Annotated in this window: 7 protein-coding genes; 5 read left to right on the top strand and 2 right to left on the bottom strand. The window is 41.8% G+C overall.

The features are described 5' to 3' along the window. Positions 1-5 precede the first annotated feature (5 nt). On the bottom strand, positions 6-3,089 hold the full coding sequence (locus ACNURT_RS15685) for a SusC/RagA family TonB-linked outer membrane protein (protein ID WP_419698490.1): 3,084 nt from the start codon (positions 3,087-3,089) through the stop codon (positions 6-8). A gap of 558 nt (positions 3,090-3,647) precedes the next feature. Beyond that, a complete protein-coding gene (locus ACNURT_RS15680) occupies positions 3,648-4,535 on the bottom strand; it encodes a helix-turn-helix domain-containing protein (RefSeq protein ID WP_370997900.1) in 888 nt (295 codons plus the stop codon). 594 nt (positions 4,536-5,129) lie between these two features. On the opposite strand from ACNURT_RS15680, the gene ACNURT_RS15675 reads away from it, so the two are divergent. The 5 genes from ACNURT_RS15675 to ACNURT_RS15655 all read left to right on the top strand — a co-directional run bounded on the left by ACNURT_RS15675 (position 5,130) and on the right by ACNURT_RS15655 (position 18,395). Beyond that, positions 5,130-9,302, top strand: a complete 4,173-nt coding sequence (locus ACNURT_RS15675) for a hybrid sensor histidine kinase/response regulator transcription factor (RefSeq protein WP_419698489.1) — start codon at positions 5,130-5,132, stop codon at positions 9,300-9,302. A 299-nt stretch (positions 9,303-9,601) separates the two neighbouring features. After that, positions 9,602-10,804, top strand: coding sequence for a glycoside hydrolase family 5 protein (locus tag ACNURT_RS15670; protein ID WP_419698488.1), 1,203 nt, complete (start codon positions 9,602-9,604; stop codon positions 10,802-10,804). A 100-nt stretch (positions 10,805-10,904) separates the two neighbouring features. Next, a complete protein-coding gene (gene galA / locus ACNURT_RS15665; protein WP_419698487.1) occupies positions 10,905-13,775 on the top strand; it encodes a beta-galactosidase GalA in 2,871 nt (956 codons plus the stop codon). A 32-nt stretch (positions 13,776-13,807) separates the two neighbouring features. After that, entirely contained in the window at positions 13,808-15,964 is a 2,157-nt protein-coding gene (locus ACNURT_RS15660) for a glycoside hydrolase family 3 C-terminal domain-containing protein (RefSeq protein WP_419698486.1), read from the top strand. A 22-nt stretch (positions 15,965-15,986) separates the two neighbouring features. After that, entirely contained in the window at positions 15,987-18,395 is a 2,409-nt protein-coding gene (locus ACNURT_RS15655) for a glycoside hydrolase family 2 TIM barrel-domain containing protein (protein WP_419698485.1), read from the top strand. The last annotated feature ends 38 nt before the right edge of the window (positions 18,396-18,433 follow it).

The following is an 18,433-nucleotide window of genomic DNA, read 5'->3' as shown; positions in this document are numbered from 1 at the left end:
CATCATTAAAACCCAACTTGTATACCCGCTAAAAATGTACGTGGCTGTGGTATCTGCCCGTCATCAATACCCCTGTTAAATATATAGTCGGTAGCGGCACCGTTAACGCCACCATTGGTTTGTGTACTTACTTCTGGGTCATATCCTTTATATCCGGTTATGGTAAATAAATTTTGCGCGGCAATATAAACCCGCAACCTGCTCAACACATTGCCCGAGAATGACTTCAGGGCTGCTTTGGTGAAAGTATAACCTAAGGTGATGTTACGCGCCCGCAGGTAGGAACCATTTTCAACAAAAAAGTCAGAAGGTCTCAAATTGCCAGTTGCCGTAACATTCTGGCCTGCCCGTGGCAAGGAGGCAACATCGCCCGGTTTTTCCCATCTGTTTAAAATTGCTGTAGAAGCGTTATGCCCGGTTGAGGCGTTTTCGGTGAAGAATTTAAGCGAGTTAACTAATTGAACTCCCTGAACGCCGGAGATAACGATGTTCAGATCGAAGTTTTTGTAGGAAGCGCCTGCATTAAAACCATATATAAACTTGGGAATGGAACTGCCCAGTACTTTTTGATCTTTACTATCAACGGTACCGTCGTTGTTCAGGTCTTTGAATATAAAGTCGCCGGGTAATAAACCTGCCTGATATACGGCATTTGGATCACCTGTTTTTTGCCTGGCAGTGGCATTCAATGCGTCAATTTCTGCCTGATTCCTGGCTACATGATCCATCTTGTACCCGTAAAAAGCGCCAATAGGCGAGCCTGGTTGTGTTAAGGTGATGCCATTTAAGTTGTCAAAGTATCCCCCGATGATTGGCGTTGGCGATTGGGTACCCAGTGATAAGGTTTTGTTTTGGTTATAAGCACCATTTACACTGACATTGTAATTGAAGTCGTTAACCTTGCCCCGGTAAGCCACCTGAAATTCGAAGCCTTTATTTTGGGCATTAGCAGCATTGGTAACTAACCTGCTGTCAATTCCATTTAATCCACCTATACCGACACTTGTTGGTATTGGAATAGCAACCAATAAACCACTGCTTTTCCGGTTATAATAATCAAGAGCCACAGTAAGTTGATTGTTCAGGAAACCAAGATCAAGCCCGATATCTGTTTGATCTGTTTGTTCCCATCTTAATAACGGGTTTGCAATGGTGGCTACTGTTGTTCCGTTTGCAAAGGCCTCGTTCTGACCAAGCGAATAAACCAGGTTACCGGTTGGTATACCACTAAAGGTGAATACTTGTGTAGTGGTTAAACCAAACTTGTTATTACCGGTACGGCCCCAGCCTATACGTAATTTACCGTCGCTGATAAATGGAAGTGCCGATTTTACGAAATCCTCTTCGGTAAAACGCCATGCAAAGCCCGCTCCCGGGAAGTTACCATAGCGGCTTTGAGGACCAAAGTTTGATGATCCATCACGACGGATACTACCTGACAGTATATAACGATCATTAAATGTATATATCAAACGACCATAATAGGAGATAGCCCGGCCAAATTGTGTATAATAACCTGATGTATTAGCCTGGCTGGTGATGGTTGGTGCTACGCCTATATCTTTGACGTTATCATTTAACATTCCGGTACCTAATACGCTCAGGTATTTACTTGATCCCGCATCAATATAACTGGTACCGGCTGTTGCCGATATATTATGCTTACCAAAAGTACGGTTATACGACAGGTAGTTTTCAAAAGTATAATTATTGTAACTGTTAAATGCACGACCCGCCTGGCGGCTATAGGCCAGGTTGTTTGAAGTGACATAAGGTATCTGGTACGAATCATTTGTGGAATTGCCATATACCCCTGCCAGCTGCGACCTGAGCGTTAAGCCTTTGATAATATTTACTTCACCAAAAAACTGTGGATATAAGACCAGATCGTTGCTTGATAATGTTTGAACGCCCAATGATTGTAATGGATTGACAGCGTTACTGTTATCATCAACGTTGGTGAGGATGGAGTAGCCCCCTAAAATAGATGGATCATATATAGGCTGGTATGGTGCATATGTAATTGCATTAAGTATGCTGGCTGTTTGGCCATTGGTATTGGTATAACGCACGTTGAGGCTTTGGCCGAAATGGAAACGCCCGAGCTTTTCGTCTAACGAAAAACGGCTGTTTAATCTTTTCAGATTATAATCCTTAACAATAGCTTCCTGGGTTAGATAGCCTATCGACAGATTATATGTCACTTTATCACTGCCGCCATTAACGCTTACATTATTTTGTGTAGATAAAGCCGTTTTGAAAATAGCTTTTTGCCAGTCGGTACGATCAACCGATACAAAAGGGGTACTTAGTTTGGCCGGAGGTGTAAGGTTATTAGTAGCGGCTATATCTTTTAGGAGAGCAACATAATCGTTTGCTTTAAGCAGATCGAGTTGCTTCCAGGCCGATGAAGTACCGACTTGTGAGTCGAATGATATTTGCGGAGTACCACTTTTTCCTTTTTTTGTAGTCACTATAACTACACCATTTGCGGCGGCTACACCATAAATAGCAGTAGATGCCGCATCTTTTAAAATGGTAATATTCTCAATGTCCTGTGGATTGATGGTGTTAAAAAGATTAGCATCGCCTTGTATGCCATCAATTACATACAATGGCTCCACATTAGTAAATGAGCCTGTACCGCGTACAATGATCTGGGCATTTGAGCCTGGTGTGCCGTTTGAATTTAACACCTGAACACCAGAGGCTTTACCAATAAGCAACTGTGCTGCACTTGTATTGGTATTGGCACCCGCATCTTTAGCGGCTACTACATTTACTGATCCTATTAAATCCTTTTTCCGGGCCGTACCATAACCAATAACCACTACTTCATTAAGGGCTTTACTGTCACTCTGGAGCTTTACATTAATTACTGTTTTTCCGTTTAATTTAATTTCCTGCCTGGTGAAGCCTATAAAGGAAAACACCAGGGTAGCATCTTCGGGTACATTAAGGGAGTAAGAACCATCAACACCGGTAATGATGCCATTCTGTTTTCCTTTTTCCACTACTGTAACACCGGGAAGCGGGTTATTATCATCGGCCGATGTAACTATTCCTTTAATGGTGGTAGTTTGGGCCATAACAGGCAGAGCGCTAATGGACACCAGTAGTAGAAGCAAGTGCCGCAATCTTGCTGGTCTTAACAATCTTGTTAAATTGGTAATTTTAATTCTCATAATTTGATTTTGACTTGATATTTATAAATTGTTTAAATAACAATAATAAAAGCGAACAATGAACGCAATCGATTGTAATGTAAGGCCGATAGGACTCCTCACGATTGTACATTTTGAGAAATGGATTGTTGGCTTATTATTGACCGATAAAAATAATCTTTATGAAGTAAGCTTAAAAGGGCATTTTTGTTAATAAATAGGGATACAAATGTTTCCCAGGTAATCATTAACAGCCATTTTTTGCTTTTTTACAGATGAAAGCATTATCATCGATGGCTGCACTTTAGACTTAATAATTGTTTTAATAACATTTATAAAAATGAAGTATAATGTATAATTGAAGCACTGATTATGCCGATGATGGTATTTATAAATGCTGATTCATTTTATGCCGTCCTAATTGAGTTTCCATGTACCTGAGGTGCCGGCGGCCTGTCGTTAATATGGCATAACGGTTTTGCGCTAATGATTAAAGCCAACCTGGAATATTTGTTTTTTATAGGTACTGGGAGACATGCTGGTTAACTTTTTGAAGGCTTTAGAAAAATAAGATAAATTATCAAACCCCGTTTGCGTGCAGATTTCCGAATAAGACATTCTGCTCGTCGCCATCAGGTACTGAGCACGCTCAATACGCTTTTCGTTAATATAATTCAAGGGCCTGGTTCCCGTATGCTGTTTAAACTGCCTTGAAAAATAATCAACATTTTGATTAACGCGGGAAGCGAGATGACGAACGGAAAGATCCATGTGCAAATTGACAAGAATATAATTTAAGGTTTCCGCGATTTTTAGCGGGATAATTTTACGCTCCGGATGTTTGAATAGCTGGGGATTCAGGAATTTGGCGGTTAACATCATCAGAATACCCTGTGTTTCCAGGTATGCCGAAGTGTTTTGTTGATTATTAAGCTCTTGGTATTCTTTGTAATAAATGTCTTTCTCATAAACTTTAGGGTTGTCAGACCTGTTAATTCCCCTTCCGGGATTAATTTGAAGCAACCTGTTAAAAAGATTAACATCCATTTCGGTGGCCTCTGTTTTCAATAAAGTCCTGTTATTAGCAAAAAGTGAACTTCCGTCAATCGAATCTTCGAAAAATTGAACAAAGTACTGCCCAAGATAATGATTACAGGTTAGGTTACATAAGGTGAAGCTCGGAATGATATACAGATAGCCCGGTTCAAGCTTCAATGAACTGTCTGCATCTGATATTTCACCCCCGCCATCGTCGATATAATAAATCCGGTAATAGGGGCTGATAACATTCCTGTAATTCCATTTCGAGTCAAGCTTTACGTAGTCAACGTTAAGAAGTGAAAATGTATGCTGTAGGTTTCTTTTGATCATTTGGATTGCAAATATGCAAATTGCCAGAATATATATAAATGTATATGAATGATTTAAATGTAGTAAAGTCGGGTTTTTACAAAAAAAAGTCCATTTCAGCCAAGTTTTAAAAGATCTGTTACTGTAGGTTTGAATTAACCAATATAAAGAAGTAGTCCTCTGAATAATCCATTTAATGACCTTACATTTGCAGGCCAATACCGATAGCATTGATAGGATTCGTTAAGACAGCTAAAGGGAGGTGATAGATATATATGGAAAGAAGAGCTTTGATCAAATGGGGCAGATCTTAATTCTACCGTATGCTTTTCAGTAGGGGCCGTCCGCATCCGGGAGCTGCCTGAATTAGTGATGCCGGTTTAGGGTACTATCAAGACTATGATTGAAAAATCATCAATGATAATGATTGTAATGGTTGGCTTAGCTATTTTAATAGTTGTAAATCAATTACAACTATACTCATATATAAAGTATTTTGGATTTATATATCTAAAATTTGATATTTACCGAATCCATATCTGAAAAAACTTCCGTAGATTACCGAAAGCCTATTCTATTAATTGAGTTTATGAATACCCCGACCGTCCAAAATCCATGAGATATAAAATACCCTTAGGCGTTTTAGTCCTCCTATTTACCATTTCTGCTGTTTTTGCGCAAAATAGCAAATATCAGTTTTCGCAATTGAACAGAAGCAGTGGTTTGTCACATAATCAGGTTAACTGTATTTTTAAGGATTCCGAGGGTTTTATGTGGTTTGGTACCGCATCTGGTCTTAATCGCTACGATGGTTACACCTTTAAAGTATTTAAGCATGATGCTAATGATAAAAAGTCTCTTCTTGATGATTTTATAACCAATATTTTTGAAGGACCGGACAAAAAGCTATGGGTATCAACCCGTAGTGGATTAACTTTTTATGATTCCGAAACAGAACAGTTCAACAATGACCCGTCGTTGATGACCAAATCTTTAAAGCTCCCCAGTTATCCCAATGTTTCTAAAATAATCCACGGCGGAAAAGGCGATTTTTGGTTTGTGTGTCCAGATTCTGGTCTTTACCGGTATAATGAATCAAGCAAAACAACCAGGCGGTATGATCATCGTTCAGGTACACCTTTATATTCAAATCATGTGTCGGATATTACGCAAGATGTAGCCGGTAATATCTGGATAGCTTACCGCGACGGTGTGGTAGAGAAGTTTGATGTCAAGCGCAAGGCAATTACTTATCGTGCCAATATCGTTAATAAAGCCGCCAACAATAAGGATGGTTACTACGCCATAACAGTTGATAAGGATAACGATCTATGGTTGTATAGCCCTAATTTAGATTCGGGTGTCTATTATTATAGCCCTTCCACCGGAGTATTCCGGCATATTACAAAAGAATCGGAAGGGGCAAAACTAAAATCTAACATTGTCAATAATATTGTTCAGGCGGATGACGGCCTGATATGGATAGCCACAGATCATGGTGGGATAAGCATATTAGATAAAAAAAGTTCCAGGATCACTTACTTATTAAACAGGGAAGATGATGCCAAATCATTAAGACAAAATAGTGTGATCCTTTATAAGGATGATACTGGTATTATGTGGACAGGCACTTTCAAGGAAGGAGTAAGTTATTATCATAAAAATATAATCAGGTTTCCACTCTACAGACACTTTGCTTCGGATCCTGGAAGTTTACCTTTTGAGGATGTCGATACGTTTGTTGAAGATAAGAATGGCAATCTGTGGATCGGCACAAACGGAGGGGGGCTGATCTACTTTAATCGTAAAATAGGCAGCTTTAAGCAATACAAATACGATGCGGCGAATGCAAACAGCCTCAGTAATGATATTATTGTTAGTTTATGCATTGATCATGAGCAGAAACTATGGATAGGAACGTACTTTGGCGGACTGGACTGTTTTGACGGAAAAAACTTTACCCACTATAAGCATGACGATAAGGTAGTGACCAGCCTTGCTGATAACCGGGTATGGAATATTCTTGAAGATTCTTCTCACCGGTTATGGATAGGCACATTTGCAGGCGGACTTCAATTATTTGACCGGTTGAAAAAAACGTTCTCTCTTCCATTTAAACAAACGGATATCAGGAGCCCGTACATATCTTCCATCTTTGAGGACAGAAAAGGTAATATTTGGGTAGGAGGATATTTTGGGGTAGATGTGATCTTGAAAAATACAGGTCATACAATTCATTACAGCAATAATCTCAGGGGCACAAACCATTTAATTAGCAATAATGTAAATCGTATCTGCGAGGACAGCCGCGGCCTGATCTGGATAACAACGCGTGAAGGATTGAGCATTCTGAATCCAGCAACAAACGTTTTTATTTCAGTTACCAAGAAAAACGGACTGCCCGACAATTCTATATTGGATATACTGGAGGACAATCAGGGGAGGATTTGGTCAAGCACCGCGAACGGATTGAGTAGGATAACACCTACACTATTTAAGGATACGTACACCTTTAGATTTGAAAACTTTGATGAAACTGACGGACTGCAAGGCCAGGAGTTTAATATTCACGCGGCCCTGAAGACCAGCAAAGGCGAGTTAATATTCGGAGGAGGGCATGGCTTTAATATTTTCAACCCTTTAAGTATACATGCCAATGTCAATAAGCCGAAATTGATTTTTACCGACTTTCTGCTCTTTAATAAAAGCATAAAGGCTAACGAAGAGCTTAATGGACATATCGTATTATCAAAAGCAATTTCGGCAACACGGGAATTGACACTAAATCATAGCGAAAATGTTTTTACCATTGAATTTGCCGCGTTGAATTTTTTCAACCCGAATAAGGTAAAACACCAATACATGATGGAAGGTTTTGATAAGGACTGGCTGGATGCAGATAATGCTACGCGTAAGGCCACCTATACCAATCTTGACGGCGGCGATTATATTTTTAAAGTAAGGGCTATAAGTCAGGAGGGGAGATGGGATCCGGATTATGTATCGTTAAAAATTAAAGTGTTGCCGCCTTTCTGGAAATCTACGTTAGCTTATATTATTTATTTATTACTCTTCATTGGAATTCTTTTTTTGATGCGTCAGCGAGGAATACAAAAAATAAGAAGGCAATTTGCGGTTGAAAAGGAAAAACAAGAAGCAAAGCTGTTGATTGAGCATGAGCGCCAGGAAGCCAGGCGTATGCACGAACTTGATATGATGAAAATCAAGTTTTTTACCAATGTAAGTCATGAATTCAGAACCCCCTTATCGTTAATCATGGCCCCGGTTGATAAAATTTTGAAGTATACGGAAGATGTTGAACAAAAGAATCAGCTGCAACTGGTAAACCGTAATGCCAAACGCTTATTAAACCTGGTTAACCAGTTGCTTGATTTCCGAAAAATGGAAGTGCAGGAGCTCCGGTTGCATGCCCGGAGCGGGGATATTATCGGTTTCATTAAGGAAATGGCATACTCCTTCTCTGACATTGCAGAGAAAAAACAGATCCGGTTTATGTTTGATTCGGAAGTTGAAAAGCTGGTGATCAACTTTGATCATGATAAGATAGAGCGGATCATCTTTAACCTGCTTTCCAACGCATTTAAATTTACACCAGAGGGCGGGTATGTAAGCGTTTTACTGGCAGTGCTTGAAAAAACACCGGAAAAGCACTTGCTGGAGATAAAGATTATTGATACTGGTATTGGGATTCCATTGGATAAGCAGGAAAAGATATTTGAACGCTTTTTTCAGAATGAAGTACCCGACTCTATGGTTAATCAGGGCAGTGGCATAGGTTTGTCAATCACCAGGGAGTTTGTAAATCTGCATAATGGCCAAATATCCGTGGAAAGCGAACCGGGACAGGGCAGCTATTTTACTATCCTGCTGCCTGTTGATTTAACCACGGAGGAGGCGGAACAAATACCTTTTGATCAAGGGCATATACCAGAGTCTGTCAAAACCGGAGATGATGGATGGGCTCAACCCGCCACTGGTCTGGCTAAAAAGCTCACTGTTTTATTGGTTGAGGATAATGAAGACTTCCGTTTTTATTTGAAGGACAATTTAAATGAGACTTTTCAAATTATTGAGGCTGCTAATGGCAAGGAAGGCTGGCAAAAAACCTTAGCCCTGCACCCTAACCTCGTAGTTACCGATATCAGCATGCCCGAAATGAGCGGCATAGACCTTTGCCGAAAAATACGAAATGATAAACGGACATCGCATATCCCCGTTGTACTGCTTACCGCAATAACCGGCGAGGAGCAGCAATTGGAGGGGCTTGAAACCGGTGCCAATGACTACCTGACCAAGCCTTTCAATTTCGAGATCCTTTTATCGAAATTGAAAAATATACTGGCCATACAGGAGGATATGCGCAAGACTTATCAAAAACAGCTCGATGTTAAGCCAACGGATGTAGAGACCGAATCGTTTGATGAAGTATTTATCAAAAGGGCATTGCAGCTTATTGAGAAGAATATTGACAATGCCGATTTTTCGGTAGAAGAACTGAGCAGTGAATTGTGTGTTAGCCGGGTTACGCTTTATAAAAGAGCCCTGGCATTAACAGGGAAATCACCGGTAGAGCTCATCCGGTCTATTCGCCTCAAACGTGCAGCTCAATTGCTGGAGAGTTCACAACTAACCATATCGCAGATATCGTACAAGGTTGGCTTTAAAAGCCAGAAATATTTTGTGCGATCTTTTAAAGCCGAATTTAATTGCCTCCCGTCAGCATATGTCAGTAATAAAAATAATCAGCACCCAAATGAAGCCCGGTAACGGAAGCTGATATAGCAAATCAGTCTTTGACTTCACCATAGTTTAGGCCATATTTGTTAATGCTTTCAATTGGGTTTTAAGCCGCTATGTTAATTTAATTTCAAGTTTTGTGTATTAATTAATTGTAAATCAATCTGTTGATTTGGATTAACATTTGTGCCCCCATTTCTAAACAATCGATTGCGTATCGATATCTTAATTTTAAACTCATAAAACCAATACCGAATCTTTACCACCTCATGCCATGAAGTGTTAGATCATTGGTCAAGATCAATTTATAAACCTGTTTAATTAATACTATGTTAAAACGAGTACTACTAAGTACGTACGCTATTTTTTTGGCTGCTTTTGTTATGCCTGCTGATGCCCGGCACATTGGTGAAAAGGTAATGAAGGATACAGCTAAAGTCAGTAGTATTTATCCCTCGTATAATACGTCACCCAAAGCACCTGATAAAACAGGAATGGGCAATACGGCAGTGCAGCAGGCTGAAAATATAAAGCTGGGTTGGAACATTGGAAACACGATGGAAGCCACCGGCGGAGAAATGGGCTGGGGTAACCCTTTAATTACAGAAGACTATATTAAATTTGTAAAGCGGAGCGGGTTTAACGCTATCCGCATCCCTTGTGCCTGGGATCAATATGCAGATAAAAAAAGCGCCAAAATACAGGATGCATGGTTAAACCGGGTGAAACAGGTGGTTGGGTATTGTGTAAAAAATGATATCTATGTTTTACTCAATATTCATTGGGATGGCGGCTGGTTGGAAAATAACTGCACGCTTCTTAAAAGGGATTCTGTCAATGCCAGACAAAAAGCATTTTGGGAACAAATAGCAACAACTATGCGCGATTTCGATGGGCATCTGATGTTTGCAAGTGCCAATGAACCCAGCACGAATGATCCGGTTCAAATGGCAGTATTGCTTTCCTATCATCAAACGTTTATTAATGCAGTAAGGTCAACCGGGGGGAGGAATAGTTATCGGGTATTGATTGTTCAGGGCCCCGGTACTGATATTACCAAAACAAACAAGCTGATGTCTGCCCTGCCGGCTGATCAGATTGCCGGCCGGTTGATGGTAGAGGTACATTACTATTCTCCTTTTAATTTTTGCCTAATGGAGAAAGACGAATCATGGGGTCATATGTTTTATTATTGGGGAAGTGGTCATCATTCGCTATCAGATACTACAAGAAATCCGACCTATGGAGAAGAAGCAGAGGTAAAGAGTGCGTTTCAATTAATGAAAGCAAAATTTGTGGACAAAGGTATCCCCGTTTTAATGGGGGAATACGGCGCCTACAGACGAACTACCCCTAAAGATCTGACGGCCCATCATAACGCAGTGGATTATTGGATAAAATTTACAACTCAACAAGCTATAACCAATGGCCTTAAACCATTTTTTTGGGACACCGGTGTTGCCATCGACAGACATAATAATAAAGTGCATGATCAACGCACCATTAAGGCTATTATAGCTGGCGCCAATTAAAGATTTACCAGGATAATCACATCCGCGAACGATCAGATACCCGCGGATCTGCTATCGATATTCGTATTAAATAATCTTATTCAAATTCACGTTTACAGAAATGAAGTCTACCCATTTTTTTTATTTTTTGATATTGTTTTTTGCAGTTTTTTCGGAACCCACCATGGCCGGGAATAAGGAACCACTTGCCGTAAAACGTGAACATCTATCCATGGATAACGATTGGCGGTTTGCTTTGGGCCATGCTTATGATCCCTCCAAAGATTTTTACAATGGTACCGGTGGTTTCTCTTACTTAGCTAAAACAGGGTACGGAGACGGTGCCGCATCACCGGAATTTGATGACCGGGGCTGGCGTAAGATAAATTTGCCGCATGATTGGGCCGTTGAACAGCCCTTTAGTCCAAAGGGTACTTTAAGCCATGGTTCAAAGGCAATAGGCCGTAACTTTCCAGAGGCAAGCGTGGGCTGGTATCGTAAAACTTTTGTTGTCCCGGCTGCTGATCTGGGTAAACATATCTCCATCGCATTTGATGGTGTTTTTCGTAACAGCATAGTTTGGATTAACGGTCATTATTTGGGTACAGAACCCAGCGGTTATAATAGCTTTGAATATGATATCTCGGAATATTTAAACTATGGGGGGAATAACGTTATCGCTGTACGTGCTGATGTAACCATCGAAGAAGGTTGGTTTTATGAAGGCGCCGGGATATATCGCCATGTTTGGCTCAATAAAACAGACCAATTACATATTGCTACTAATGGAACGTTTGTTACCAGCCAGGTGAAAAACAATACCGCCGATGTTACGGCAACAGCCACCATTGTTAATGCCGATAAAAAAACGAGAAATTTTAACGTAACGCAAACTATTGTTGACGCTGATGGGAAGATCCTTGCGACAAATAAGGTCACCGGGCTCACTTTAAAGCCCTTTTCATCGCAGGATGTGAAAAGCATTTTAACAGTTAACGATCCTCGGCTATGGTCGATAGAAACGCCTTACCTCCATCGGCTGGTGACTACGGTTGAGGATAACGGAACAGTTACTGATCGTTATGCAACAACTTTTGGGATACGTACCATTAGATTTGATGCAAACGAGGGCTTTTTTCTGAATGGGAAACATGTTAAAATAAAAGGAACCAATAATCACCAGGATCATGCCGGTGTGGGCGCTGCTTTGCCCGATGCTTTACAGGAATTTCGGATTCGTACGTTGAAAAGTATGGGTTGCAATGCTTATCGTTGCTCGCATAATCCACCAACACCCGAACTGTTGGACGCCTGCGATAGGTTAGGTATGTTGGTTATCGATGAAAACCGCTTAATGGGTGTAGCCTCAACCGAGTTGAATGATGTGAAGCGGATGATCCTGCGTGATCGTAATCACCCCAGTATCATCAGCTGGTCAATAGGGAACGAAGAGTGGGGCATTGAAGGTAATATTACCGGGGCGCGTATAGCCGCTACAATGCAGGCCTTTGCCAAATCTATTGATTCGAGCCGTTATATCACTGCGGCAATAAGTGGTGGCATTGGCAATGGAATATCAACAGTAATAGATGTGCTGGGCTATAATTATGTAGCAACTAAAAATACCGACGAACAACATAAAAAGTATCCCAACCAGTTTAGCTGGGGTACCGAGGAAGGATCGACAGTGGCCTCACGAGGGATTTATGAGGATGATATGGGCAAGCAGCAACTTGTTGCATACGACAGAAAGCAAAACGACTTTTTTTATAGCCTGGAGCAAGGTTGGAAACATTATGCGGCGCGGCCTTACCTGGCGGGAATGTTTATATGGTCGGGTTTTGATTACCGCGGCGAGCCTACACCGTTTGGATGGCCTTCGGTAGTATCCTATTTTGGTATGGTTGATGCCTGTGGCTTTCCTAAAGACGATTACTATTATTTAAAATCATGGTGGACGGATCAAACCGTAGTACATCTGCTGCCACACTGGAACTGGCAAGGTAAGGAAGGCCAGGAAATAAGGGTATGTGCTTATAGTAATTGTGACGAGGTGGAACTTTTATTAAATAAAAAAAACCTGGGTAAAAAAACAATGGAGCCAAACGGACATTTGGAATGGCAGGTTAAATATCAGCCTGGAACACTGGAAGCCATTGGCTATAAAAAAGGTGTAAGAGTAGGGCAGGACGTTGTTAAAACTACCTTATCGCCCGCTCAGGTTAGATTGCTGGCTGACCGACAGGTAATCAAAGCCGACGGAAGGGATATTACCGTTATTACCGTACAAGCTACGGATAAAAACAAACTGAATGTGCCAACGGCCGAAAATGAGATCGGTTTTTCCATCAATGGCCCTGGTAAAATTATCGGTGTAGGAAATGGAAATCAAACCTCACTTGAGCCGGATCAATATGTGGAACAGGTTAACCTGGTTAACATCAGTAATTTAAAGGAAAAGTTTGTCGAAGAATTAAATGTGAAGGCCGAAGTAGCGGCGGACTATGATGACACTGGCTGGCAAGCTGCTTTTAAAGATACCCGGGATGATGAATTTGGCCGAAAGGTAAAAGCGATAGTTTACAGGGCTGGCTTCACTATGCCAGCTGATTTTGCTACCGCAAGCACTACCTTTTTTAGTAAAAATATTGGCAAGCTGCAAAGCATTTATATTAACGGTAAAGAGGTGGGGCATGAAATCAAAGAAAGTGATGGGAAACAGGAATTTAAGCTTGATGCCTCATTGCTGTACCCTGGCACCAATACAATAGCTATTGTGGCTACGCCATTGCTTAAAGCAAATATCTGGGCGAGTGTTAATACAGACCCCGGTTTAATTCAACTGGTTTATCCCGCAGCACCATATAAACGGAAATTGTTTAACGGGTATGCCCAGGTTATCGTACAATCAACCGGGCAGCCGGGAACTATAATTTTAAAAGCAGCGTCGCCGGGGTTAAAAGAATCAGTTGTGGAGATTACAACTAAATAATGTTAAAAAGTAACCTAAAGGAATAAATAATTATGAAATATACGATTGCCTGTATAATGGCATTTTTGGTGGCTGGCGGAGTTTCGGCGCAAAGCAAAAGCGAGGTGGCGCTTACCGCGAAGATCAACAGGATCATCAGGAAAATGACGCTGGAAGAAAAAATAGACATGCTGCATGGCAACGCTTTGTTTTCTTCAGGGGGCGTACCACGTTTAGGTATCCCGGAGCTCACCTGCGATGACGGGCCATTGGGGGTGCGTGAAGAGATAAAACGTTTTGATTGGGCCTCGGCTAACTGGACAACCGATTCTGCCATGTTCCTGCCAAATGGTTCGGCAATAGCCGCCACCTGGAACCCTGTAATGGCCAACCGGTATGGCGTAGTGATAGGAGAGGAAGCCAATGCCCGGAAAAAGATGGTCATGCTTGCACCGGCATTCAATATTTGCAGGATGCCGCTTTGCGGCCGTACCTATGAATATTATTCCGAAGACCCTTATCTGAACAGCCAATTGGCTGTTCAATCTGTAAAAGGAATCCAAAGCCAGCACGTGGCAGCTTGTATAAAACATTTTGCCGCCAATAACCAGGAGCTTAACCGCGACAGCGTAAACACGATAGTTGATGAAAGGGCTTTACGCGAGATCTATCTCCCGGCCTTTAAAGCAGCCGTACAGCAGGGGAATGCTTACACGGTTATGTCGGCCTACAATAAGGTGAATGGTTACTGGTGTTCCGAGAACGACTATTTGTTGAATAAAGTGCTGAAAAATGAATGGGGTTTTAAAGGAGTGGTCATGTCAGACTGGGCCGGGACACACCATACAGTTGCTGCGGCCAATAACGGGCTTGACATTGAAATGGGATCAAGCGGACCGTATGACCGGTGGTACTTTGCCCAGCCATTGCTTGCCGCTGTAAAAGCGGGCCAGGTTTCTGAAAAAACGATTGACGATAAAGTGCGCAGGATTTTATGGCTCATGTACCATACCTCCATGAGTGCTGATCATCCTAAAGGATCAATAGCTACGCCAGAACATGCGAAAGCCGCTTATGATATCGCATCAGAATCCATCGTTCTGCTAAAAAACGACAATCATTTATTGCCATTAAAAACAAGCGCAATCAAACGCATTGCAGTAATCGGGGATAATGCGGTACGCACATTTGCCCTGGGAGGGTATGGCGCGGGAGTAAAGGCCAAATATGAGGTTACCGCCCTGGAGGGCATAAAATCAAGGTTTGGCAAAACATCCGGTATCAGTTTTGCGCAGGGTTACAGGGCCAATTACCTGGCAAGTAAAACCGACGAACAAAACCGAGGCTATGATAAACCCGATCAGAAGCTGATCGATGAGGCTGCAGCGCTTGCAAAGGCCAGTGATGTGGTTATTTTATGTATCGGCTCAAATCGGGAATATGAGAGTGAAGGCCATGACCGTAAAAGCCTGGAACTGCCTTTTGGCGAGCAGGAATTAGTTAACGCGGTTACAGCCGTTAATCCGAATACCATTATCGTCATGATGGCCGGCGCGCCATATGATCTGAATGAAATCAAAAGATCCAATCATACGGTTGTCTGGTCATGGTTTAACGGATCAGAAGCCGGTAACGCGCTGGCCGATGTACTAAAAGGTGTTATCAATCCGTCGGGTAAGTTGCCGTTTACTTTTCCTGTATCCTTAAAAGATTCTCCCGCTGCTGCCTTAAATACTTATCCAGGTACCGGTGCTACAGCTGATTACAAAGAAGGTGTGCTGGTTGGATATCGCTGGTATGATACCAGGAAAATTGAACCACAGTTTCCCTTTGGATATGGTCTTTCCTATACTGATTTTTCGTTCAGTAAACTTTCCACCGACAAATCAAGCTATAAAAAAGATGAAACCATCCATGCCCGGTTTAGGATCAAAAATACCGGAAGCAGATATGGAGCCGAAGTGGTGCAGTTATATATAAGTGACCCGGTTTGTTCAGTATTGCGCCCTGAAAAAGAACTTAAAGGGTTCGAAAAAGTATTTCTGCAACCCGACGAAACAAAAACGGTAGAACTGGATGTAAAGGTTGCCGACCTGGCTTTTTATGATGAATCAAAAAAAGCGTGGAATGCGGAAGCCGGCGAATATGTTCTTCAATTAGGTAATTCATCACGCAATATTTCAAAAACAGTAAAAATCCTGGTTAAATAACTGTGTTAAGCATATCATTTTTATGAAAGCAATAATTATAGCCATTTTGCTTTTGGCCAGCAGTATTGTAAGTTTTGCCCAAACCCAGAGTGGTATGGAACGAAAACAACTGTTTGATTATAATTGGAAATTTAGGCTGGGCGACGATACGCTGGCCAGATTAAAAAATTTCAGCGATACTGGTTGGCGCAGTCTCGACTTGCCGCATGATTGGAGTATTGAAGGGAAGATAAGCCCTAAAAATCCAACGGGAGGTGCAGGCGGTTATTTTCCGGTGGGTATTGCCTGGTATCGAAAAACGTTCAAGGCTCCCCGCGATTGGAAAGGCAAAAGCGTTGCTGTTTATTTTGAAGGCGTATATATGAATTCCGAGGTATTCATCAATGGGAAATCACTTGGTGTGCGCCCTTATGGTTATTCTTCATTTAGTTATGATCTTTCACCGTATCTTGATTTTAACAAAGAAAATGTGATAGCTGTGCGTGTAGATAATTCACGGCAAATAAACAGCAGGTGGTACAGTGGCTCCGGGATTTACCGCCATGTTTGGATGAAGGTTTTTAACCCCGTACACGTAGCAGATTGGGGAGTAGCGGTTTCAACTCCGGAGGTATCTTCAAAACAGGCATCTGTTCAGGTTAACACTACAATAAAGAATGAAACCGCCCTTTCGCAAAAAGTCGTTATTAATACCCGGATCCTGACAGGATCTGCTAAAGATGCCGGAAGTAACGCCATAACGATAGAATTACCCGCTCATCAGGCAAAGGAAATCATCCAAACTATAAAAGTATCAAAGCCCTTACTATGGGCACTTGAAAGCCCTCATTTATATCAGGCTCAGATCCAGGTATCAAAGGGTAATGATATTATGGACCAAACAGAGATCACTTTTGGTATCCGCTCCTTAAAGTTTACCGCCGAGGATGGTTTTCAGCTTAATGGCAAAACGGTTAAGCTAAGCGGTGGATGCGTGCATCACGACAATGGTTGCCTGGGTGCCGCGGCTTTTGACCGGGCGGAGGAGCGTAAGGTAGAGTTATTGAAGGCTGCCGGGTTTAATGCGGTAAGAACTTCCCATAATCCCCCTTCCGAAGCTTTTTTAGACGCTTGTGACAGGTTAGGCTTATTGGTTATTGATGAAGCCTTTGATGGTTGGAGGGGTGGTAAAAACAAGTACGATTATTCTGTATATTTTGATCATTGGTGGAAACGTGATCTGGAAACAATGGTATTGCGCGACAGAAACCACCCGTCAATTTTTATGTGGAGTATTGGTAATGAAGTATCGGAAAGAAAAACACCCGAAGCCGTGATAACTGCTAAAATGCTTGCAGGCGCTGTTAAAAATATAGATACAACAAGACCGGTTACATCAGCCATCGTTACCTGGGGTAATGAATGGGAATCTTTTGATCCCCTTATGGCTGTTCATGACGTTTGCGGTTATAATTACCAGTTACAAAGCGCCCCTGCAGATCATAAAAGAATCCCTTCCCGAATTATTGTTCAAACAGAATCCTATCCACGGGACGCGTTTGCTAACTGGAAGCTGGTGCAGAATAATAATTACATTATTGGTGATTTTGTATGGTCGGCAATTGACTATCTGGGAGAGTCGGGAATTGGGCGCTCGTATTATTCGGGCGATGTACCAGGAGAAAATTGGGAAAATGATTTTTTCCCCTGGCATGCCGCTTATTGTGGTGATTTAGATTTAACCGGATGGAGAAAACCTATATCACATTACCGGGACTTGCTGTACAATGATAAGGAGAAGTTATATATGGCTGTCCGTGAACCCAACCCCGAGCCATTGGAAATCAAAGAGACCAGGTGGTCGGTATGGCCTACCTGGGAAAGCTGGACATGGCCCGGTTTTGAGGGAAGGAATATCGATGTAGAGGTATATTCAAAATATCCGAAAGTAAGACTTTATCTTAACGACAAACTTCTCGGCGAAAAATCGACAACAGAAGAACAGGAATTCAAAGCTACTTTCTCAGTGCCTTATGCTTCCGGAAACCTCAAGGCAGTAGCTGTTGAAAATAATAAGGAAACAGAATCCGCTATTCTGCAAACTTCCGGCCATGCCGCAAAGATCAAACTTATTGCTGACCGTAAAGAGATATTGGCTAATGGGCAGGACCTGTCGTATGTGAGAATTGAAGTAACGGATAAAGGCGGTGTAATTCAGCCGAATGTGGCCAATCGTTTGTATTTTAAGATTGAAGGGCCGGGTATAATAGCCGGAGTTGACAATGCCGATATCAAAGACTTTGACGCATATACAGGCAACTCACGCAAGGCGTGGCATGGACAGGCGATGATTGTTATCAGGAGTACACATAGTGCCGGTAATATTAAACTTACAGTGAGTTCGGCCGATCTATCTGAAGCAACTTTAGCTATTAAAACACTTGGGAATTAACCAACGTAAATGTTTACAGGTTATCATAACCTGGCTTC

The organism is Mucilaginibacter sp. NFX135 (genome assembly GCF_048565145.1).
Classification (GTDB): domain Bacteria; phylum Bacteroidota; class Bacteroidia; order Sphingobacteriales; family Sphingobacteriaceae; genus Mucilaginibacter.
This window is presented reverse-complemented; position numbering and strand designations above follow the sequence as displayed.

Coding starts and splice junctions, on each gene's coding strand:
- ACNURT_RS15685 (WP_419698490.1), bottom strand. CDS start 3,089: ATGGCCCAAACTACCACCATTAAAGGAATAGTTACATCGGCCGATGAT.
- ACNURT_RS15680 (WP_370997900.1), bottom strand. CDS start 4,535: ATGATCAAAAGAAACCTACAGCATACATTTTCACTTCTTAACGTTGAC.
- ACNURT_RS15675 (WP_419698489.1), top strand. CDS start 5,130: ATGAGATATAAAATACCCTTAGGCGTTTTAGTCCTCCTATTTACCATT.
- ACNURT_RS15670 (WP_419698488.1), top strand. CDS start 9,602: ATGTTAAAACGAGTACTACTAAGTACGTACGCTATTTTTTTGGCTGCT.
- galA (WP_419698487.1), top strand. CDS start 10,905: ATGAAGTCTACCCATTTTTTTTATTTTTTGATATTGTTTTTTGCAGTT.
- ACNURT_RS15660 (WP_419698486.1), top strand. CDS start 13,808: ATGAAATATACGATTGCCTGTATAATGGCATTTTTGGTGGCTGGCGGA.
- ACNURT_RS15655 (WP_419698485.1), top strand. CDS start 15,987: ATGAAAGCAATAATTATAGCCATTTTGCTTTTGGCCAGCAGTATTGTA.